General features: G+C 61.6%; 16 protein-coding genes and 1 pseudogene. 13 read left to right on the plus strand and 4 right to left on the minus strand.

Annotated features, from left to right (window positions below):
• Nucleotides 1–129 precede the first annotated feature (129 nt).
• From B6S01_RS07520 to B6S01_RS07535, 4 genes are all read left to right on the plus strand, one after another.
• Entirely contained in the window at nt 130–1,350 is a 1,221-nt protein-coding gene (locus B6S01_RS07520; RefSeq protein WP_081570336.1) for an amidohydrolase family protein, read from the plus strand.
• The gene (locus B6S01_RS07525) at nt 1,350–1,889 is read left to right on the plus strand and encodes a hypothetical protein (protein ID WP_037467864.1); all 540 of its coding nucleotides are present in this window, start codon (nt 1,350–1,352) and stop codon (nt 1,887–1,889) included. The genes B6S01_RS07520 and B6S01_RS07525 overlap by 1 nt, the downstream gene beginning before the upstream one ends.
• A gap of 309 nt (nt 1,890–2,198) precedes the next feature.
• Nucleotides 2,199–4,622, plus strand: coding sequence for a TonB-dependent receptor (locus tag B6S01_RS07530; protein ID WP_051908432.1), 2,424 nt, complete (start codon nt 2,199–2,201; stop codon nt 4,620–4,622).
• Nucleotides 4,623–4,772: 150 nt separating this feature from the next.
• Nucleotides 4,773–5,357: a hypothetical protein gene (locus tag B6S01_RS07535; RefSeq protein WP_051908430.1), complete on the plus strand. Its 585-nt coding sequence runs from the start codon at nt 4,773–4,775 to the stop codon at nt 5,355–5,357.
• A gap of 652 nt (nt 5,358–6,009) precedes the next feature.
• On the opposite strand, the gene B6S01_RS21310 is transcribed toward B6S01_RS07535, so the two are convergent.
• Entirely contained in the window at nt 6,010–6,147 is a 138-nt protein-coding gene (locus B6S01_RS21310; protein WP_169802891.1) for a hypothetical protein, read from the minus strand.
• On the opposite strand from B6S01_RS21310, the gene B6S01_RS07540 reads away from it, so the two are divergent.
• From B6S01_RS07540 to B6S01_RS07580, 9 genes and pseudogenes are all read left to right on the plus strand, one after another.
• Entirely contained in the window at nt 6,134–7,054 is a 921-nt protein-coding gene (locus B6S01_RS07540) for a nucleotidyltransferase and HEPN domain-containing protein (RefSeq protein ID WP_037467862.1), read from the plus strand. The genes B6S01_RS21310 and B6S01_RS07540 overlap by 14 nt on opposite strands.
• A gap of 160 nt (nt 7,055–7,214) precedes the next feature.
• A complete protein-coding gene (locus B6S01_RS07545) occupies nt 7,215–7,763 on the plus strand; it encodes a hypothetical protein (protein ID WP_231568052.1) in 549 nt (182 codons plus the stop codon).
• Entirely contained in the window at nt 7,760–8,167 is a 408-nt protein-coding gene (locus B6S01_RS07550) for an RNA polymerase sigma factor (protein ID WP_081570337.1), read from the plus strand. Before B6S01_RS07545 ends, B6S01_RS07550 begins: the two co-directional genes overlap by 4 nt.
• A gap of 346 nt (nt 8,168–8,513) precedes the next feature.
• Nucleotides 8,514–9,266, plus strand: a complete 753-nt coding sequence (locus B6S01_RS07555) for an ArdC family protein (RefSeq protein WP_081570338.1) — start codon at nt 8,514–8,516, stop codon at nt 9,264–9,266.
• Nucleotides 9,267–9,422: 156 nt separating this feature from the next.
• Nucleotides 9,423–10,772 (plus strand): tyrosine-type recombinase/integrase, encoded by a 1,350-nt coding sequence (locus B6S01_RS07560; RefSeq protein ID WP_015449377.1) that lies wholly within the window; start codon nt 9,423–9,425, stop codon nt 10,770–10,772.
• Nucleotides 10,769–12,558: pseudogene (locus tag B6S01_RS07565) on the plus strand (hypothetical protein). Before B6S01_RS07560 ends, B6S01_RS07565 begins: the two are co-directional and overlap by 4 nt.
• Nucleotides 12,555–14,768 (plus strand): phage integrase, encoded by a 2,214-nt coding sequence (locus B6S01_RS07570; RefSeq protein ID WP_015449375.1) that lies wholly within the window; start codon nt 12,555–12,557, stop codon nt 14,766–14,768. Before B6S01_RS07565 ends, B6S01_RS07570 begins: the two are co-directional and overlap by 4 nt.
• A gap of 49 nt (nt 14,769–14,817) precedes the next feature.
• A complete protein-coding gene (locus B6S01_RS07575) occupies nt 14,818–15,720 on the plus strand; it encodes an ArdC family protein (RefSeq protein ID WP_015449374.1) in 903 nt (300 codons plus the stop codon).
• Between the two features lie 56 nt (nt 15,721–15,776).
• Nucleotides 15,777–15,983, plus strand: coding sequence for a zincin-like metallopeptidase domain-containing protein (locus B6S01_RS07580; protein WP_062793230.1), 207 nt, complete (start codon nt 15,777–15,779; stop codon nt 15,981–15,983).
• Between the two features lie 101 nt (nt 15,984–16,084).
• Here B6S01_RS07580 and B6S01_RS07585 read toward each other — a convergent pair whose 3' ends face one another.
• From B6S01_RS07585 to B6S01_RS07595, 3 genes are read right to left on the minus strand one after another with little or no spacing between them, the layout of a single operon-like run.
• On the minus strand, nt 16,085–16,426 hold the full coding sequence (locus B6S01_RS07585; RefSeq protein ID WP_037467877.1) for a helix-turn-helix domain-containing protein: 342 nt from the start codon (nt 16,424–16,426) through the stop codon (nt 16,085–16,087).
• Nucleotides 16,419–16,778, minus strand: a complete 360-nt coding sequence (locus B6S01_RS07590) for a type II toxin-antitoxin system RelE/ParE family toxin (protein ID WP_037467878.1) — start codon at nt 16,776–16,778, stop codon at nt 16,419–16,421. Before B6S01_RS07590 ends, B6S01_RS07585 begins: the two co-directional genes overlap by 8 nt.
• Nucleotides 16,779–16,819: 41 nt before the next feature.
• Nucleotides 16,820–18,202, minus strand: coding sequence for a phage integrase (locus B6S01_RS07595; RefSeq protein WP_081570339.1), 1,383 nt, complete (start codon nt 18,200–18,202; stop codon nt 16,820–16,822).
• Nucleotides 18,203–18,331: the final 129 nt, after the last annotated feature.

Here is an 18,331-nt window from a genome sequence, read left to right on the forward strand (position 1 = left end):
ATGAAGACAAGATCGCCGTCAGCAGGGGCCTGAGCGAATTGGCTCCGGTCGTCTGAGCGAACCGGTCCTTCCTTCCATCGCCACCTGCGTTATCTCGGTGGAAATCGAACTACGGAGACGGAGAGCGTCATGATAATAGACATGGACAGTCACATGTATGAGCAGCGGGACATGTGGTCGCGCTACATGGTGAACAAGGATCGTGAGAACGCCATGGCGATTGTGGACGACGAGCTCGGCTATCCAATGCTGCGCTACAAAGGGAGGTCGCCGCGCGGAACCTATTGCTGGATGGGGAAGCCCGGATTTGACGAAAACCTTCTTAACCTGGATGCCTTCATGGGGCAGCCACAGCGCGACCAGCGCGATGGTATTCCCGCGAAAATGCGATACGAGGATCTGCCTCTATCCTACACCGATGCCGGCGCTCGCGTGGTGGAAATGGACCGTCAGGGTGTGGGCGAGTCGTTTGTCTTCCCCCAATGGGGACTTGAGACCGAAGGCACCTTTTTTCGCGATGATCTTGAAGGGTTTCGCCTCAATTTAGAGTCGTGGAATCGCTACTGCGCCGATATGGTCATCGACAGCGGCGGCCGCCTGCACCCCGTCGCACACCTGTCACTCCAAGGCGATCAATCGTGGGTGGTAGATCAGATCCGCGCAGTGGCGCGCGCTGGGATGAAGCTCGCCTTCTTCAGCGCTGACCTCATCAACGGCAAGCGCCTGTCGCATCCGGAGAACGCTCCCATTTGGCAGGCCTTCATCGAGAATGACGTAACAGCGACGTTCCACATAAACATTGGGTCCAAGTTCATCCCGTTCGCGTGGATCGACAATGATCATGAGACTTTCTCGGCGATCGGAATGTCGTGGCTCAACATGCCGCCCATGCTGGCCCTTTCAGATCTCACGCTCAACGGAACGCTGGAGGACTTCCCAGATCTGCGTGTCTGTGTAGTGGAGTTGCGCGCGCCCACTTGGCTCGGCGATTGGATGGCGGGGATGGACCGCGTCTATCGCTCGCAGCCGAAGATGGCGGGCTGGAACGTCCGGACCCTTAAGAACCTCCCAAGCGACTACATCAAACGGCAGGTCCGCTTCGGCGCGTTGGTTGAAGATCCGGTAGCGAATGCAATCACCACCTGCGGCAACCTGTTCGGCTTCGGGGGCGACTGGCCCCATCCGGAGGGGGTCGACAATCCTCTTAAGGATTTCGCCGAGATTGTGCAGTTCGGAGAGGATAGTGAAGCGGCCACTGCCTTTTGGGGCGGGAATGCAGCCTGGGCGCTAGGGCGCACGCAAGCTCATCCTTCCCAGCCCGCCGCGGCACGCCCAATGGAGCGCGTGTGATGGAAGAGTTCACCCTGACAACCATCGCCCGTTCGCGCCTGGCAGAAGAGACGGACCCCAGGCATCACGCGATGCTCGAGACGATCATACGGCACCTGACAGCTGCGTGGAACAAGGACGTCGCCGGGCGGGTCGCGACGCTGTCCGAGGACTATTCATATTTTCTGTGGGAGAACGGCATTAATCTCGGGCCGACGAGCAAGGAGGCTTGCTACCAATTCTACGAATATGTCTTCGGAACCGGCGTTACTTCCGATTACGTTCCGGATGTCTTCATCATGGCGGACAATTACATCATCTGCGAAGGAACCGAGATCGCCGAATGCGACGGTGCTGACGCGGGTCGGCTCGGCGCCGTCGGCGCCAAGGCTGGGGAGCATTGGCGCAATGCGGTGCAAGCATGCGTGCTTTGGAAGTTCGCGCCGGACGGCATGAGCCTGAAGTCAGTGTCGGCCTACATGACACCCTCGCTGTCCGATCCGGCGAATTGGAAACGGATCGCCGATGAGCCGGCAGAACCCGTGCTCGCAAGCCACTAGGGACATATCGGCTCAACGATTTCGATCCCATGGCAAGGCTTACTGTAGGAATGCGAAAGGCGAGCCTGCGCTGGCCAGCGTCGACGCGCAATCTTGAAGGACGTTAGGTTCCGTGAGTTGAGTGGCCGTCGGAATGACGAAAACACTGTGTAAGGGAGAGATTGGATGGCGATTACACGCGGGGTGCTCCTGTTGGGAACCGCTCTTGTTGCGGGGCGCGCATTTCCCACAAGTGCACATGATGCTCCTGCGCAGGCCGTAACGCCGCCGCAGGTGGCTCCGGTCGCCGCTCATGATGACAGGAGCCTAGTGTCCGACATCATCGTCACTGCGCAGCGCCGCGCTGAGCGTGCGCAGGACGTGCCAATCGTAGTCACCGCGTTTTCAGGGGAGAGGTTACGGCAGCTAAATGTCACCGAGCCGCAGAACCTTTATGGCAGTGTGCCGTCGCTCGTTTCCGGCACGCAGGGACAGGCAACCCGCGACGTCCAGTCCTACTCAATCCGCGGCCAATCGACCGGCTACCTCTCGTCGCCGGGCGTGGCTGTCTACATGAGCGAAGTGCCTCTGCCATCGGCGGTGACACTCAACCTCCAAGGCGCGCCTGGTCAATTCGTCGATCTCGAGGACGTCCAGGTTTTGTCGGGTCCGCAGGGCACCCTCTTCGGTCGGAACACAACCGGCGGCGCGGTTCTCCTTCGGCCCCGTCGACCGACGAACAATGCCGGCGGCTATGTCGAGGCTAGCATCGGAAACTACGACCTTCGCGCCGCTGAAGGTGCGGTCAACTTGCCGATTGTGGACGACAAGCTCATGGTGCGGGTCGCCGGAGCCTATCAGGACCGACGCGGCTACACCAAGGACTTGGTCTGGAACAAGTGGCGCGACGATCAGCATTGGTACACGGGCCGCATTGGGATCCTCATGCGTCCCAGCGAGCGGTTTGAGAATTATCTTCTCGCCTACGGCACCCGTTCGTCCAATAACGGCTCCGGCAACGTTCATCGCGGCTTTAACATCGCGGGCCTGCAGACGTTCGGATTCTGCGTCGAGCCTCCGTTCACACCCCCTGGTCCGTCCGGCATCGCGGTAAGCTGCGACGTCTACCGGCGGCAGACGGAGATTGCAGATCAGATCGGGCCTCGCCGGACGCGAGGAAATGTCGACAGCTATAGCGAGATTGAAAGCTGGGGGGTGATCAACACGTCCTCCTTTGAACTCACCGACGGGCTGACGCTACGCAACATCGTCAGCTACCAGAAGCTCAAGGACGATTATGGCGCGGACCTCGATGCCACGCCGATCCAGCAATTCGAAGGTGCGAACAGTGCACGGCAGCCAGACTTTCCAATCGCAGGATTCACGGATGATTTCGGACTTCCGCTGACGGGCGCGTACAGGGACGATGGCGGGTTTGATCTTCCTCAGGACTATATCAAGCAGTTCACCGAGGAGCTGCAGATGCAAGGAGTCCTCCTCGACAATGACCTCAACTTCGTCATCGGTGGCTTCTACTACGACGCTAAGCCTGCCGGCCAGTGGGGCATCAACAGCGTTGTCTTCTGCCCCGCCGCCTTCACCGGCCTTTGCGCACCGCAGGAGACCCGCAATGGCGTCAGCAACAAGTCGAAAGCGCTCTACGCCCAAGCGACGCTTGATCTCGGGGCGTTCTCGCCGGCGCTGGAAAACATCCGTCTTACGGCGGGATATCGCTACACTTGGGACACGATCGAAGGATCCAACTTGTCTTACGCCCGCAACGCCGATGGCCTCACCGCTACCTGCGTGTTCAACGGCGCACCGAGGACGGATGTGCCGATTGCCCAGATTGCGAGTTGCGGATATTCGGCGCGGCTGAAGAGTAGCGCGCCGACGTGGACATTAGGCGCCGACTATCGGCCGATTAAAGACCTTCTCGTCTATGCAAAGATCAGCCGCGGGTACAAGGCCGGCGGGTTCAACACTCAAGCGGTGCGCCCGGAAACGCGAACTTTCCTCCCCGAGAAGGTCACCGTTTATGAAGTGGGTTTCAAATCCGACTGGCGGTTTGCGGACATGCCCGTGCGGATTAACGCGGGATACTATTATTCAAGTTATTCAAATATCCAGCGTCCAGGCGGAGACGTGAACCCGGTCACCAACGTCGCAGGCGCGGCGATCTACGCGGCTGAGGCGCGGATCCAGGGCATCGAGGCGGATGTGTCGATCCGTCCAGCCCGGGGGCTCGAGATTGGCAGCACCATCAGCCACACTGATGCCAAATATAAGCGGTACATGGTTCCAGCTTTTAACGTGGCGGCCGGTTGTCAGGGGCCGGTTTTTCCGTCCGGTAATCCTGCCGCGCCGAATTTCGCCGACCTGAGCTGTGCGCCATTCCAATTCGTCACCCCTTGGATCTACAGCGTTCACGCCTCGATCGACTTGCCGATCCCGAGCAGGATGGGCGAATTGTCGCTGTATACCACCTACAATCGCGTGAGCTCACAATATACCGCGCCTGGTCCGTTCGAGCCCGGCGCGTTGCTCAAGGGATACGGGCTGCTCAACGCTTCGCTCACTTGGAGAAACATTGGCGGCGGCCTATTGGATGCAACCTTATTCGCCAACAACATCACCAATAAACTTTATCGGGTGAGCAACACAAACAGCCTGAACAGCCTGCTAGTGATCAGCAGTCTCTACGGCGAGCCGAGGATGTTGGGTTTCAGACTGCGCTATCGGTTTGGTCAATAGCCGAATGCTAGTCGACAGCCTTAAACTCCGTTTCCCTCGGGTGGACAAGTACAGGTTGAGGTCGGTCGTCTCGATGGAGACCTCAACCAGAATTTTCGATCCGTGACCATTGTTCTGAGCGCAAGGTCTCGATCAGAAGGAAAAAGGAACATGGCGCTAATCAACCCTGCGAAAAACACGGTTCCACTTATTGCACGCTTGAAGGCCGAAGATGACCCGATCCGGCGACGCAACCTGCTGAACATGATTGATCACTCCCGTGCCGAGCTCGCGCTAAACTTCGATGCCACGCTCGCAGGATTGTCTGAGAACGCCCAGCACCGCAGCTACAATTCAAACGACCCTGAGCAGAATCCCAAAGGTAAGGTCGAAATAAGACGATATTATGAGCGCTTGCGAGACCTAAACCTGCTGCGAATAGAATGCGAAACGGATCGACTGGTGGTAGACAGGCACTGCGTCTTCAGAGAGGGGCCGCTTCGTATCGCCTATCCAGGCAAGGTCCTCGCGATGATGGGCATCGCCGTCGATCAAGAGGATGCTGACTACCTGTTCGAGGCTCGCATCGCGACGCTGTGGCCCTATGACGACGACGGACTTTGCCTCGGGGAGCACAGCTACATGGCGGGCGACGGCTTTGACGCGATTGCCGATCGAAAGCTGCGTTGGGAGGATATCCTTCCCGCCGACCCCTACCTGCCCGTGACCCAGGATCTTGCGTGGGCTTATCAGTAGTCCTTCCGTACCGGGCCTTCCGGATCCCACCGACATCATTCTCGTGCAGCTGGATGGCAGCGCCAGCATTGCCGCCTCCGATATGAGGTTTCCCACTGGCATGTCGATCAGCCCTGAGATTCCGAAGTGCCGTTATATCGCCGCCGCGGGAATTCGGCGCCACGCCGCAGGTTAATTTTTAGCTGCTGCCGATCGCAACAAGCCCGCGAACTACAGGCGTGTCATTGTACCATGACCGCGGCATCGGCCGGCGGTTCTAGGGTCAACGGCGGTGTCGGACTCCTACGAGGCGACGAACGATGCCGTCACTGCCATGGGACCGCTCGGCATCAAGACTTATTCTTCCATCTGGCATCCGATGAATCGCCCTCAGTTACCAGTGGATGACGATCGGTTGAGGCCGGCGGAGGGATGGCAAGAGATTGACTAAAGAAGGCGGCCTTTACAAGTGACTTGACCTGACTCCCAGAGCGGAGACTCGCTTACTTTGATCTATCCTTGCTGAAGGGTTAGCTGGAATCGTCGACTGCTTGGCAGCGTTGTCGTTCGACTGAGTAAACTGACGCTGCCGAAGCGCCCAATGTCGGCTTTTGTCGGAGGTCGCCACTGTCGGGCTGGACAGGAGCGACTGCTTTGTCCCAGCCCCAGTCGTTCATACTCCGCCGTCCCGATGAATGGACTGCGGACAAGGGGTTTCGAACGGCTTGATCATTAAGCCATAGCCTTGCAACGATTGCGCTTGCCAAACAACGGCGAATGCCGAAAGAATCTTGGCAATGCGCACCGACATCGACCATCTTCCTGCGGCCAAGCAGCGCGAGCTTGAGCGCATTGTCGAGATCATTTTCGAGGAATTTCGTGACGCGATCGGGAATGCCACCGGGCCTCGCAAGGGCGCGCGCATCCTCAAGATCGTGCTGTTTGGCAGCCACGCGCGGGGCGACTGGGTCGATGCGCCGCTGTCGGCAAACCAGTACAAGTCCGACTACGATATCCTCATCATCGTCAGCCAGAAGGAACTGACCGAGCGGGCGGCTTACTGGGCCAAGGCCGAGGAGCGGCTGATCCGGGCCTACACGATCGAGAAGACGCTGCGCACGCCGGTCAATTTCATCGTCCATTCGCTGCACGAGGTGAATGACGGCCTCGCCCATGGCCGCGTCTTCTTCATGGAAGTCGCCAAGGATGGGATCGCGCTTTACGAGGCGGACGATCGTGAGCTGACAACGCCGAAGCCGAAAACACCGCAGCAAGCGCTACACGCCGCGAGGGAGTATTTCGAGGACTGGATGCCGCAAGCCGCCAGTGCGCAAAAGGGCTTCTTGTTTTTTCTTTCTCAACATGAGCATCGGGATGCAGCCTTCATGCTGCACCAAGCCACTGAACGTCTCTATTCTGGCTTGCTGCTCACGTTGACTTTTTACGCCCCCCACAACCACAACATCACCTTCCTGCGGTCGCTGGCCGAAGGGCTGGATCGCCGCCTCTACGGAATCTGGCCAGAAACCACGCGCCGCGAACGCGCCATGTTCCAGAAGCTGAAGGAAGCCTACACCAAGGCCCGCTATTCCCGGCACTACCGGATCAGCGCCGAAGAACTGGCGTGGCTCGGTGAACGCGTCGAGGAACTGGGCCGCGTCGTCCATCAGGTCTGTTCGGAACGGATCGCCGAACTGGAAGCTGCCGCCGGGAAATAGTGATCCCGCCTGACAGCTTGCCCGGATTCCCCATGTCTGGCATATTCGGCGGCACGGGATGGAAGAACTGGCGGCCATCCCGGGGATAACCCTGCCAGGCATCATGTAGGTCCGGCCACTCCGGTCGGGCAGTTGCTGGAAGCCGCGATGGCGGCGCACAGTGGACACCGCTTGCACCATCCGCGCCCAGACGCGCGGACCGCTGGTGTGCGAGCTGCAAATGACACCCCCTACCGACGTTTACGCGCGCGAAGTGGTGATGGCGCGCGTCAATCATCTGATCCGGCGCAAACAGAATGAGATCGAACGCATCGCGCGTATCATTCGCGCCTGCTTCGAGCCCGAGACGGTCCAGGCACCCCAACCGGGGAAGATCAGGCGGATCATCCTGATCGGTCCCTATGCGCGCCGGTCATGGTATGAGGACCGGCACACGATCCAGTTCTCCGATTATGAATTCTGGATCGTCGTCAACCATCCCGCCTTCAAGCATGAGCGCTGCTGGCAGCGGGTGCGCGATGTCATCGACAGCGAGCTAGGCAACCGGTGCGCGGTCGATATCAACATATTCTCAAAGGCCGACATCCGTATCGCCAGGATCGAGCGCGACACCTTCATCCTTGATCGCATCGAAGCCGGCATCACGCTCTATCGCGCCTCTCGCGATGCACCGTTGAAAAACCGCGAACGTCGGGAGGCACGGCGATGAGCCCCTCCCGTTCTACGGCAGCCTTCGAGGCACTTTACCGGGCAGAATATGCGCGGGTTCTGCGCTTCCTCCGAAAGCGGATGGGCGGAGACGATGCCTCCGACCTCGCGCAGGAGGTTTTCGTGAAGCTGTTCGCTGCGGGCGTTGTCGAACATATCGAAAATCCGCCGGCCTATCTCACCCGATGCGCGCGCAACCTTCTTATCAGCCGTGCGCGTCGCAGGGCGTCGGCACACATCGTCACCTGTCCCATCGACGACGGCCGGGATGCACCGGCGCCTCCCGAGCAGACGTGGGAAATCGAGGAGGGAGACGTCCGGAGAATCTATCGACGGACACTGCTGGCCATGCCCCGCAAAACCCGCCGCATCTTCCTGATGCACCGGCTGAAATGCATGACCTAGGCGGAGATTTCCGAGCAGGTCGGCATCGGCTACGCTGGCGTCGAATATCATATGACGCGCGCCCTGGCACGGTGCCGCAGGACGGCTTCTGTGCATCGATTGTAGAATGGCTTCCTAGGCTGGCTATTGAGCGCCGCCAGCGGCGCAATCTTGCCACAGTTCTTGAGGGAGAAAGAGGCTCTGCCTCTCTCTCCCTACAAGGTGCCGCTTTGGGGCCGTGGCTCGCTGTGCTGCGCCCGCACCACCCCCGGCACCGGACCTTGCCCCCCTCTCTCCGCCCCTCGCCGGGTCGGCAGGGGTCATGCGCGGCATGACCCGCTGCGCGGATTGGAAGGGAGTAACAGCAATGACCCAGAGCACCGGCAAGCAAGACCCTCACAGCTGTATCACAGACCGCATCTTGGCCGAGCTCGAACAAGGCACCCGCCCCTGGCTGAAACCGTGGAGCGGCGGCGACATGGCCACGTCCCGGCAGGCTCGCCCCTTGCGGGCCACCGGCCAGCCCTACCGTGGGATCAACGTGCTTCTTTTGTGGATCGAGGCGCAGGCATCCGGCTTTGTCAGCCCTTCGTGGATGACCTATAAGCAGGCGCAAGCCTTAGGCGCGCAGGTGCGCAAGGGGGAGCATGGTGCGACCGTGGTCTATTATGGCGACAGCACCAAGACCGTGCATGACGATACCAGTGGGGAGGATCGGGAACAGGGCTTCCGTTTTCTGAAGACCTATACCGTGTTCAACGTGGCGCAGATCGACGGCTTGCCCGAACGATTCCATATCATACCGGAGCCCGCGCCGGAGATGGAGCGCATCGAAGCCGCCGAGACATTCTTTGCCAGCATCCCCGCAACCGTGAACCATGGCGGCAACAAGGCCTATTATATCCCGTCAGCCGACCGCATCCAGCTACCGCCCTTCCCAGCCTTCCATGATGCCCACGGATATTACGCCACGAGGGGCCATGAGACCGTGCACTGGACTCGCCATGAGAGCCGCCTTGATCGCAGCTTTGGCCGCGAGAAATGGGGCGATGAAGGATATGCCCGTGAGGATTTAGTGGCGTTATCTGGACAGTCTGCACCGCATGGCACTTTGCAGTAGGATGTGGTGATGGACGCCGACGGTAGGCAGTTATCAGGCTGGCCGTAGCGCTGACCCAAGAGCTGGCGGAGGCCAGCCTGATAACTGACGGGCCATAGGGCGCAACGGTGCGAGGTCAGCTTCCGGGTGGGGGGTCCGGGGGAGGGTTTCGCGCTGATGTCGATCATCTCTGTCTGCGAGCGTCGCGAGGCCAAGGGTCTCGATGCGCATGTGCCGCTGATCTTGCGCGACGACGCGCTTTACGATCCCGATCTGGATCGCTTCTTTCTCGACCTGCCGCTGTCGGGCGTCCGCTCGCGGCACTCGCTTCGCGCCTGTGCCTACGATGTCGCGGTCTGGCTTCGCTTTCTCGATGCCTTTGGCAAGACCGTGTGGACTGCGACCCGCGACGATGTGGTCGCCTATCATCGTGAGCGACGCCGCGACGAGGCTGATAACCGGATCACGGCGGCAAGCTGGAACCGGGCCGTCGCCAGTCTCGATCGCCTCTACCGCTGGGGCGAGCAGCAAGGGCTGATCGCCGAGGCGCCGTTCAGCCGCCGTGCCGTGTGGCGACCGGCGCAGGGCGGCCGTCGCGGCATGATCGCGGCGCGCAACGACGCCTATGAACGTGTCGCGAGGCGGTCGGATGTTCGGTTCGTCCCGATGGACGACTACCGCATTTTCCGTGAGGTCGGCCTGCGCGGTCTCGCCCCTGACGGCACCGAGCGCCCTGGCGCGCGCGATCGGAACGGGCTGCGCAACGCGCTGTTCGCCGATCTTCTCGTCACCACCGGCCTGCGCCTCGAAGAGGCGTCGTGCCTGCTCGCTGCCGAGCTCACGGCGATCGACCGCGAAGACGGTGATGGACAACAACTTTGGCTGCCTCTCCCGCCGCCGCTCACCAAGGGCGACCGAGGACGCAGCGTTCTGGTCCCGCGCCGGCTGCTTCGTCAGATCGCCGCCTATGTCGCCGTCGAACGGGCCGCAGGCGTTGCCAAGTTTGCCGCGCGCGATGGCGCGGCCAGTTTTGAGCGACCGATCCCTGTCACTCGCGCCGGTCTCGACCGCATGCGGGATATCTGCACCCCGGAGGAACGATGCCGCCTGATCCTGTGTGATGAGGATGGAACGCTCCGGGAGCCGGCGGCGCTATGGCTGACCGAGGTCGGGCAACCTGTCCGTCCCAACTCGTGGGAGGTGATCTTCACTCGGGCCTGCAAGCGGTGCGCGGAGAACGGTTTTCCGCTGTCGATCAGCCCGCACCAGCTTCGCCACACCTTCGCAGTCCATATGCTCGCGTTGCTGATCCAGCAGCGACTACGCGAAGCCGCATTGCCGGCGGGGGCGGTAGAGAGCTACCGGCTGATCTTGGGCGACCCGCTGCAACAGGTGCAACGCCTGCTCGGCCACGCGAGCCTTACGACCACCTATATCTACCTCGACCATATCGCGACCCGCGCCGATACGGTCGACGCAGCCGTAGAGGAGCTACTCGCGCTGCTGCCGGGACCGCAGGGCGCATGAGCGGGCGTCCCCGCAGGGGCCGGCCTGTCGCTTTCGCTCCGATCACCCCGGAGGCTGTGCAGCCCGATCCGGTGCTCGGCCTCAAGTTCACCATCGAGGCGCGGCATGGCGGGACCGTCCTGGTCGATATGACCGGGCTCGAGCCTCGTCCGCTCGCCATTGCCTTTGCCGGCGCGCTCCATCGGTCAGCGGCACTCGGCGGATCAATCGGTGCGGCCAGCGTCATCAAGCAGTATCTCCAGGTCTATCGTCACTTCTTCGCCTGGCTTGCCGACGAAGCGCCGAAGGTGGCCGGCATCAGTGATCTCCACGCGGCCCATATCGATGGTTTTTCCTCCACGCTCGAGCGACTCGGGAAGAGCGCGATCCACCGGCACATAATCGTGGGCAAGGTGATCAACACATTGCGCATGATGGAGGCAGATCGGCCCGACCGGATCGCGCCCGACCTGCATGAGCGGCTTCGTTACACGTTGGCCACTTCGGCAGGTCGCTCGACCCCGCGCGATGCCTACAGTCCGTTCGTCGCTCGCGCACTGCGCGACGCCGCAAGGGCCGATATCGAAGCGATGTTCCGCCGTTTCGGCGCCGATGACGACCACACCGATGAGGGCGATCCGATCATCGCCAGGGCGCGCGCTGAAGTCGAAGCGGTCATCGCGCGGCAGGGCTTTATCGTCGCAGACCATCCCGCGCTGAAGAGCCTCTATTTCATGCGCGCACGGCGCGGCCTGCCGATCAGCACGCTGGTCGATGACCTGCATCGCCGCCATCATCTTCACGTCACCGATATCCCCCATTGTTCGTGCTACTTTCGCTCGATACTGGCCTGGAGCCCGAGTGCTTGAAGGCGTTGACGGTTGATTGCCTGGCCAACCCATCCGCTGGCACTGTCGAGTTGCGTTACCTGAAGCGACGCGCCCGCGCTGCCGAGCACAAGAGTATGCGCGTGCGCGACGGCGGCATCGGCACGCCAGGTGGCCTTATCCGCCGGCTGATCGAGGTCACGGCAGTTGCGCGCCAACATCTGTCCGCTGATTGTCTCTGGGTCTACCACAACGCTGGCGGGCTGCACGCCGGTATTCGTCATCCGCGCGAACGTCTCGATGCGTGGGTGGCTCGGCACCGGATTGTCGATGACGACGGCAAGCCGCTCTACCTTCTGCTTTCCCGCCTTCGCAAGACCCACAAGGCGCTGTGGTACACCAAGACCGAAGGGCATATGGCTCGGTTCGCGGTCGGGCATAGCCGTGAGGTCGCCGCGCGCCATTACGCGGATCTACCCTCGCTCCGGCCCCTGCACGAGGCCGCGGTCGCCGATGCCTTCCGCGAGGCGGTCGCCGCTGCGATGCCGACCATACTCCCGCCCACTGCGGAGCAGGCACTGCGCGAAGGGCCCGAACAGGCCGCGCCGCTGATGCCGCCAGATACGGTCGATCCGCTGCTCGACGGCGAACAGGATGTCTGGCTCGCCGCTTGTGCGGGCTTCCATCGCAGTCCCTTCGCCGAGGTTGGTTCGCCCTGTTCTCAGCCTTTCTGGGGGTGTCTCCATTGCCCCAACGCTGTCATCACCGCGCGCAAGCTGCCCGCGATCCTGGCCTTCCTCGCATTCGTCGAAGATCAACGGCAGGGCCTGCCTGGTTCTGACTGGATGGCCAAGTTCGGGCAGGTTCATGCCCGGATAGTCAACCAGATTCTGCCAGCATTTTCCGATGCGGTCGTCGCCGAAGCGCGGCTGCGCGCAACCGACGAGCATCTCTATCTCCCGCCCGAGACGCGCGCATGACGGCCCCCGCCTATGTCCCGGCGCTCGCGTTCGATGATCGGCCCGTGTTGACGATTGTGCCGCTCAAGCCGGGCCATTCCCGTGAGGCACTGTCGCGTGTCGGTGACCCGAGCTGGGATCTTGGACCCGCTGTTTTCCGCGAGAACGCCCGGCGCTGCCATGTCACCGTGCATTTCGACGTGCTTGAACATGCCGATGTGCAGGCGACGATGCGCGCCTATCTCTATGCCCGTCTCAACGTCGATCTCCCCGGCTACCGTCCGAAGCTATTGCCCGCCTGTATCCGGCAAGCGTTCAATCGGGCGCGGCGCTTCTTCGGTTTTGCGCGCGGACGACTGGGTGTGCTCGACCTTAGCCGCATCGATCCCGCGCTGATCGATGCTTATGCCCGCCATCTGCGTGATGATCCCGCAAGGAGGCCCGTCATCGTTGGCCACCTTCTCGAGGTGATCATCGATCTATACCATTACCGCGACCATCTTCCCGGTGGCGGCCTGTCGTTTGAGCCTTGGGAAGGACGGGCTCCTGCGCGCGTCGCTGGCTATCGGCATGTCCGGGAGAACCGCACACCGCGTATGCCCGAGGGGATCATCACCCCGCTGCTGGCCTGGTCGCTGCGCTATGTCACCGTCTTCGCGCAGGATATTTTCGCGGCCCGGCGTGAGCTTGATCGCCTCGAAGCCCAACGTGACCGCTGGTTTGCTGCCGAACGGGGACTGGCACACGCCGAGCGTCGTCAACGGCAGCGGATGCGATTGCAGCGCTATTTCCGGTCGCGCGCGCGGCAAGGCCGAGGCGTACCGGTCTGGGTAAGCCCACCCAACGGATCTGCCTCCATCGATCCGGCCAGCGGGACGACCATGCCAGTCGTCAACGTGCAGCTTCTCCATCTCCACGTCGGGGTCGACGCCGCCGCAGAACCGGCGATGCACCTTACTCTCGCTGGCGGTGCTTCCGATCTCATTGAAGCTGCCATCGCGGATATGGGCGTCGAACCTGGCGGTATGGATACGCCGATCTCGATTGATCCCGATCGTGGTTTACCATGGCGGCCCCGTTTCGATGCCAAGTCCCTTATCCTCGAAGAGCGCATGCTGCAGGCGGCAGCCTATGTGGTCTGCGCTTATCTGACCGGGATGCGCGATTGCGAGGTGCAGGCGATGCGTCGGGGATGCCTGACCCTCAAGCGGAGTGAGGATGGCGTCGTGTCACGGCACCGCGTGCGTTCCACCGCCTACAAGGGCAAGGGTAGCGGGGGAGCGCCGGCCGAGTGGGTGACCATTGCTCCTGTCGCTGATGCGATCAGTGTGCTCGAGCTATTGTGCAAGCGTGCGGCCGACGCTCGCGGCCTTGATACACTCTGGCCCGTGCTGTCACTGACGCGGAGCCGCAAGTCGCACGTTTCCGCGGAGATCGTCCGTCAGATCAACGCCTACCGTGACCATCTCAACACGCTGTTCGGTTCGGACGAGGCGCCCGCTATTCCGCCAGGACCGGACGGCAAGCCCTGGCGGATTACGACCCGCCAGTTTCGCCGCACCATTGCATGGCATATCGCCAACCGCCCCTTCGGAACGGTGGCTGGCATGATCCAGTACAAGCATGCCTCCGTTGCCGCCTTCGAGGGCTACGCAGGAAGCAGCGCCTCCGGGTTCCGCGCCGAGGTGGAGACGCAGCGCGGACTCGGCCAGCTCGACGACTTGCTCGATTATTTCGACAGGCGGCGAGGTGGGGCCTCCCTTTCCGGACCAGCGGGCCGGCGCATCGAGCGCGTCCTCGATGAGACGGCCACGCAACTCAGCCCATTGCCAGCGATGATCGCCGACCGGTCCCGTCTGCGCACCATGCTCGCCAGCCTTGCCCGCACCCTGCATGTCGGCACGCTGGCCGATTGCTTCTTCGATCCGGCAACAGCCTTGTGCCTCAAGCGTGCGACAGATTCCTCGGCGAACCGGCCGTTGACAGCACTTTGCGAACCGACCCGCTGTCCGAACGCCTGCATCGCCGAACGTCACCGGCCCATCTGGGAGCGGAGCGCCACCGAGGCGCGGATGTTGCTGCGCGAGAAGCGCCTGCCTGGATTGCAACGAGCAGCGCTCCAGCACGAGGTTGACCGGATCGAGGGCGTGCTGGCCCAGATCGCGCCTGAAGGCGCGACGCCGCCCTTTCGGGCGGCGGTAGAGGGAGAGGAGGGCCTGGAGATGGGGTGACGGGATGAGGAGCGGGAGAGGCCTGCTTCGCCCGTCGTGGAGATCGAACATGTCCCGCTCATCAGCGCCGGCCGAGCGCGCCGACGTTTATACCCGCATCACCACCGAGATCATTGCCGCCATCGAGGCGGGCGCGGGCACCTGGCGCATGCCCTGGCATCATGATGGCGCCGCCGTCACGCGGCCCGAGAACTTCTCATCCCATAAGCGCTACCGGGGCGTGAACGTGCTCGCGTTGTGGGCGGCCGCACAGGTGAGCGGCTATGCCAGCGGCCTGTGGGGCACCTATCGGCAGTGGCAGGCGGTCGACGCCCAGGTTCGCAAGGGCGAACGCGGCACGACAGTCGTTTTCTGGAAGCAGGCTGCGTCCAACGTCGATCAAGACCATGACGATGGCGATCAGCGGCCCGGTCGTATGTTCGCTCGCGCTTTCACCGTGTTCAACCTCGCGCAGGTCGAAGGTTATGAGCCTGCGCCGGTCACCCTATTGCCGGAGACCGAACGCCTCGCCCATGCCGAAGCATTCGTCGCGGCGCTGAACATTCCGATCACCGAAGGCGCCTACGATGCCCATTATCGCATCGATCTCGACCAGATCTTCATGCCGCCTTTCTCGGCGTTTCACGATGCAGCCGCTCACATGGGCACCCTGCTGCACGAGTCCGGCCACGCCACAGGGGCAAAGCATCGGCTCGACCGCAACTTCCAGGACCGGTTCAAGCGCGATTGGCTGCCGATCGAAGAAGCCTGCGCCGAACTCACCGCATCGTTCGTCCTGGCGGACCTCGGCATTGCCCATCATCCGCGCCCCGATCACGCCGCCTATGTGGCATCGTGGCTCAGTGCTCTGAAGAAAGATCCACGGGCGATCTTCACCGCCGCCAGCAAGGCCCAGCAAGCCGCCGACTGGATGTGGGCGCAGCAGCCCCAGCGCGAGGAGTTGGCAGCATGACCAGCACCTCCGCTCGACCCCCAAAAATTCAAATTAGGGCTGGACTGTCAGGATATGTGGCTGAACTAGGCGCCGCCTTTCTTGCGGCCGATCTTGGGCTTTGTATCGAGCCGCGCCCCGATCACGCCAGCTATATCGCAAGCTGGATCAAGGTGCTTCAAAACGACACCCGCGCCATCGTGCAAGCGGCCGCCCATGCCGAACGCGCCGTTGCCTATCTTCACCAACTGGCGGCCCCCGAAACGATCCAGCAAGCGGCGTAGACTAATTATGATGAGGCTGCCCCAAGCAGGGCGGCCCCGTCGTTTGTCGCACCCACCGGCCCCATGTGCGGGCCGCTCCCTTCGATCGCGGCTGATCCGTTTCAGGCAGCGAGCGGCGAAACCGAAGTTTGCTTTCCGCCCACACGCGGCGCGACGGAAATCTTCACCCGAACGTCCCGGTTGAGCCGGTCGAGAATCCGCAACAGCCGGTCGATGGTGAAACGCTCCAGTTTGACCTGACGGATACGCGAAAAATCGGCGGCCGATATGCCAGTGCGCGCTTCCGCATCGCGCACCGTCAGCCGCTCGGCATCAAGCGTTTTAACGATTTCAGCAGCAAGGATCGCACGGAACTGGCGAATGCTGGCATCGGGCTGATCGAAGTCGGCAAAGACATTGCCAGAACCACGGATCAGTTCGAAATCGTTATCTTGGTCAGCCATCGAGCATCTCCTTCAGCCGCTTGATCCGCTCGCGCACGAGATCGATCTCGTGGCGTGGCGTCGCAATTCCCTTGGTCGATTTCTTCTGGAAGGCATGAACCACCCAGATGTCATCGCCCAGTTGCAGCGCATAGACGACCCGATAGGCGTCGCCGCGCTCCTTGATCGCCAGTTCCCACACACCGGCACCCAGCCCGGCAAGCGGCTTGGCAATGTCCGGCGTTCCGCCATCGGCGACCACGGTCAGGGCATCCAATGCCCGATCCATGGCACGCGCAGGGAACGCCTCGAAATCCTTACGCGCCGCCTTGATCCAAGAGACAGTGCGGAGCGTGTTACGTGATTTCATCATATGTAGTCAAATTTGCCAACGATGTCAATCCGCTTGCAGCATCATGCCGCCGCTGCAAATGGCGAGGTGCTGACCAGCACTTCCACGGCTTTCAGCTTATGCTCGGGCGCGAGATGGGCATAGCGCAGCGTCATCGCATAATCGCTATGCCCAAGCAGTTCGCGCACGGTGTTGAGATCGACCCCGCCCATTACCAGCCGCGAGGCGAAATGGTGGCGCATGTCATGCCAGCGGAACGCGGTGATGCCCGCATCCTTGAGCAAATGCCGCCACGAGAAATTGACGCGATCAAACCGCTGGCCCGCGTCGTTCACAAAAACCAGCCCATCGGTGCTTTCCGCTTGCGCCCGCCAGCCCTGCAAAACGAACATGGCCTCCCGGTTGAGCGGGATATGGCGCGTTCGCCGCGACTTCGCGGTCGCACCCGTCACGGTCAGAATACGCCGGTCGAGATCGACATTCGACCAGGTGAGATCGAAAAGTTCACCGCGACGGCAGCCCGTGTTGATCGAGAGCAGGATTAGCGGCTTTACATGGTCGGTAAAGGCCAACTGCCGCAGGCTCGGCAGCAATTCATACCCGCGTTCGCTCCGCCAACGGTTAGCCGAATCGCGCTCGGCGCGGCGGCGCTCCTCGCGAACATCGAGCGCCGCCCGCAAGCGGGCCTCTTCGTCGTAGGAGAGATAGCGAACTTTGGGGCAATTGTCGGTACGCGATTTCTTGACCTTGGCGAGAGGATTGGTCCCGAGCAATTCCCATTCCACCGCGCGGTTGAATGTGGCCTTGATTGAGGAAATATCCCGGTTGATGGTTTCGAGGCTCAGCCCGCGTTCGACCTCGCCTGCACGCCAGCGTTCGACATCTAGAGCCGTGATTGCATCGAGGCGCTTATCCAACAGCACTTTGAACGCGGTCGCCAGCCGGTTGAGGTTTTGCTTATGCGCTTTTTGATTGGCCTTGGCCCAAAGCCCATAGTCGCCATCGAGAAAGGCGCGGAAGGTCGGCACCTCCCGCTTGGGCTTGCGCGCTTCGATGGGATCAATGCCGCGATAGACTTCGGAAAGAATGACGCGGGCGCTCTCGCGCGCCTCGGACAAACCCACCGCATCAGCCCTGCCCAGCCACACCCGCTTGCCCCGCGCATATTCGCAATAGAAGGACTTCACCCCGGCGGGCGTTATGCGCAGGATCAAGCCTTTCAGTCGGGCATCCCTATAATCTTTGACTTTAACCGATATGGGAAACTTATCGACCATGGATTGTGTCAAAGCAGTCCGCATTATTCCGGCCTCGCATGCCAAAATCAAATCCCGAATCGCATCGTTCTGGTGGTGCGCTGGTGGTGCAACCTGCTGCAACAGAGCGGAACATAACGGGACAATCTGCACCACCAGACATGTCGGCAGACTGGCAGAAAAGACCATATTTTTCAAGGTTTATCGTTTAACTTCGGTGCATTAGGAGCCATCAAAAAGGCGGGCTGGGGGTGTGGGGGTCGGAGGTTCGAATCCTCTCGTCCCGACCAAAATTCATGAATGAAGTGGTGAAATAAA

The organism is Sphingobium herbicidovorans (genome assembly GCF_002080435.1).
Classification (GTDB): domain Bacteria; phylum Pseudomonadota; class Alphaproteobacteria; order Sphingomonadales; family Sphingomonadaceae; genus Sphingobium; species Sphingobium herbicidovorans.

Bases quoted from the DNA above. Each gene is read 5' to 3' on its own strand.
- B6S01_RS21310 (WP_169802891.1), bottom strand. From the start codon at position 6,147: ATGTCGGTGCGCATTGCCAAGATTCTTTCGGCATTCGCCGTTGTTTGG.
- B6S01_RS07560 (WP_015449377.1), top strand. From the start codon at position 9,423: ATGTCGATCATCTCTGTCTGCGAGCGTCGCGAGGCCAAGGGTCTCGAT.
- B6S01_RS07575 (WP_015449374.1), top strand. From the start codon at position 14,818: ATGTCCCGCTCATCAGCGCCGGCCGAGCGCGCCGACGTTTATACCCGC.
- B6S01_RS07570 (WP_015449375.1), top strand. From the start codon at position 12,555: ATGACGGCCCCCGCCTATGTCCCGGCGCTCGCGTTCGATGATCGGCCC.
- B6S01_RS07590 (WP_037467878.1), bottom strand. From the start codon at position 16,778: ATGATGAAATCACGTAACACGCTCCGCACTGTCTCTTGGATCAAGGCG.
- B6S01_RS07585 (WP_037467877.1), bottom strand. From the start codon at position 16,426: ATGGCTGACCAAGATAACGATTTCGAACTGATCCGTGGTTCTGGCAAT.
- B6S01_RS07520 (WP_081570336.1), top strand. From the start codon at position 130: ATGATAATAGACATGGACAGTCACATGTATGAGCAGCGGGACATGTGG.
- B6S01_RS07535 (WP_051908430.1), top strand. From the start codon at position 4,773: ATGGCGCTAATCAACCCTGCGAAAAACACGGTTCCACTTATTGCACGC.
- B6S01_RS07555 (WP_081570338.1), top strand. From the start codon at position 8,514: ATGACCCAGAGCACCGGCAAGCAAGACCCTCACAGCTGTATCACAGAC.
- B6S01_RS07550 (WP_081570337.1), top strand. From the start codon at position 7,760: ATGAGCCCCTCCCGTTCTACGGCAGCCTTCGAGGCACTTTACCGGGCA.
- B6S01_RS07595 (WP_081570339.1), bottom strand. From the start codon at position 18,202: ATGGTCTTTTCTGCCAGTCTGCCGACATGTCTGGTGGTGCAGATTGTC.
- B6S01_RS07525 (WP_037467864.1), top strand. From the start codon at position 1,350: ATGGAAGAGTTCACCCTGACAACCATCGCCCGTTCGCGCCTGGCAGAA.
- B6S01_RS07540 (WP_037467862.1), top strand. From the start codon at position 6,134: ATGCGCACCGACATCGACCATCTTCCTGCGGCCAAGCAGCGCGAGCTT.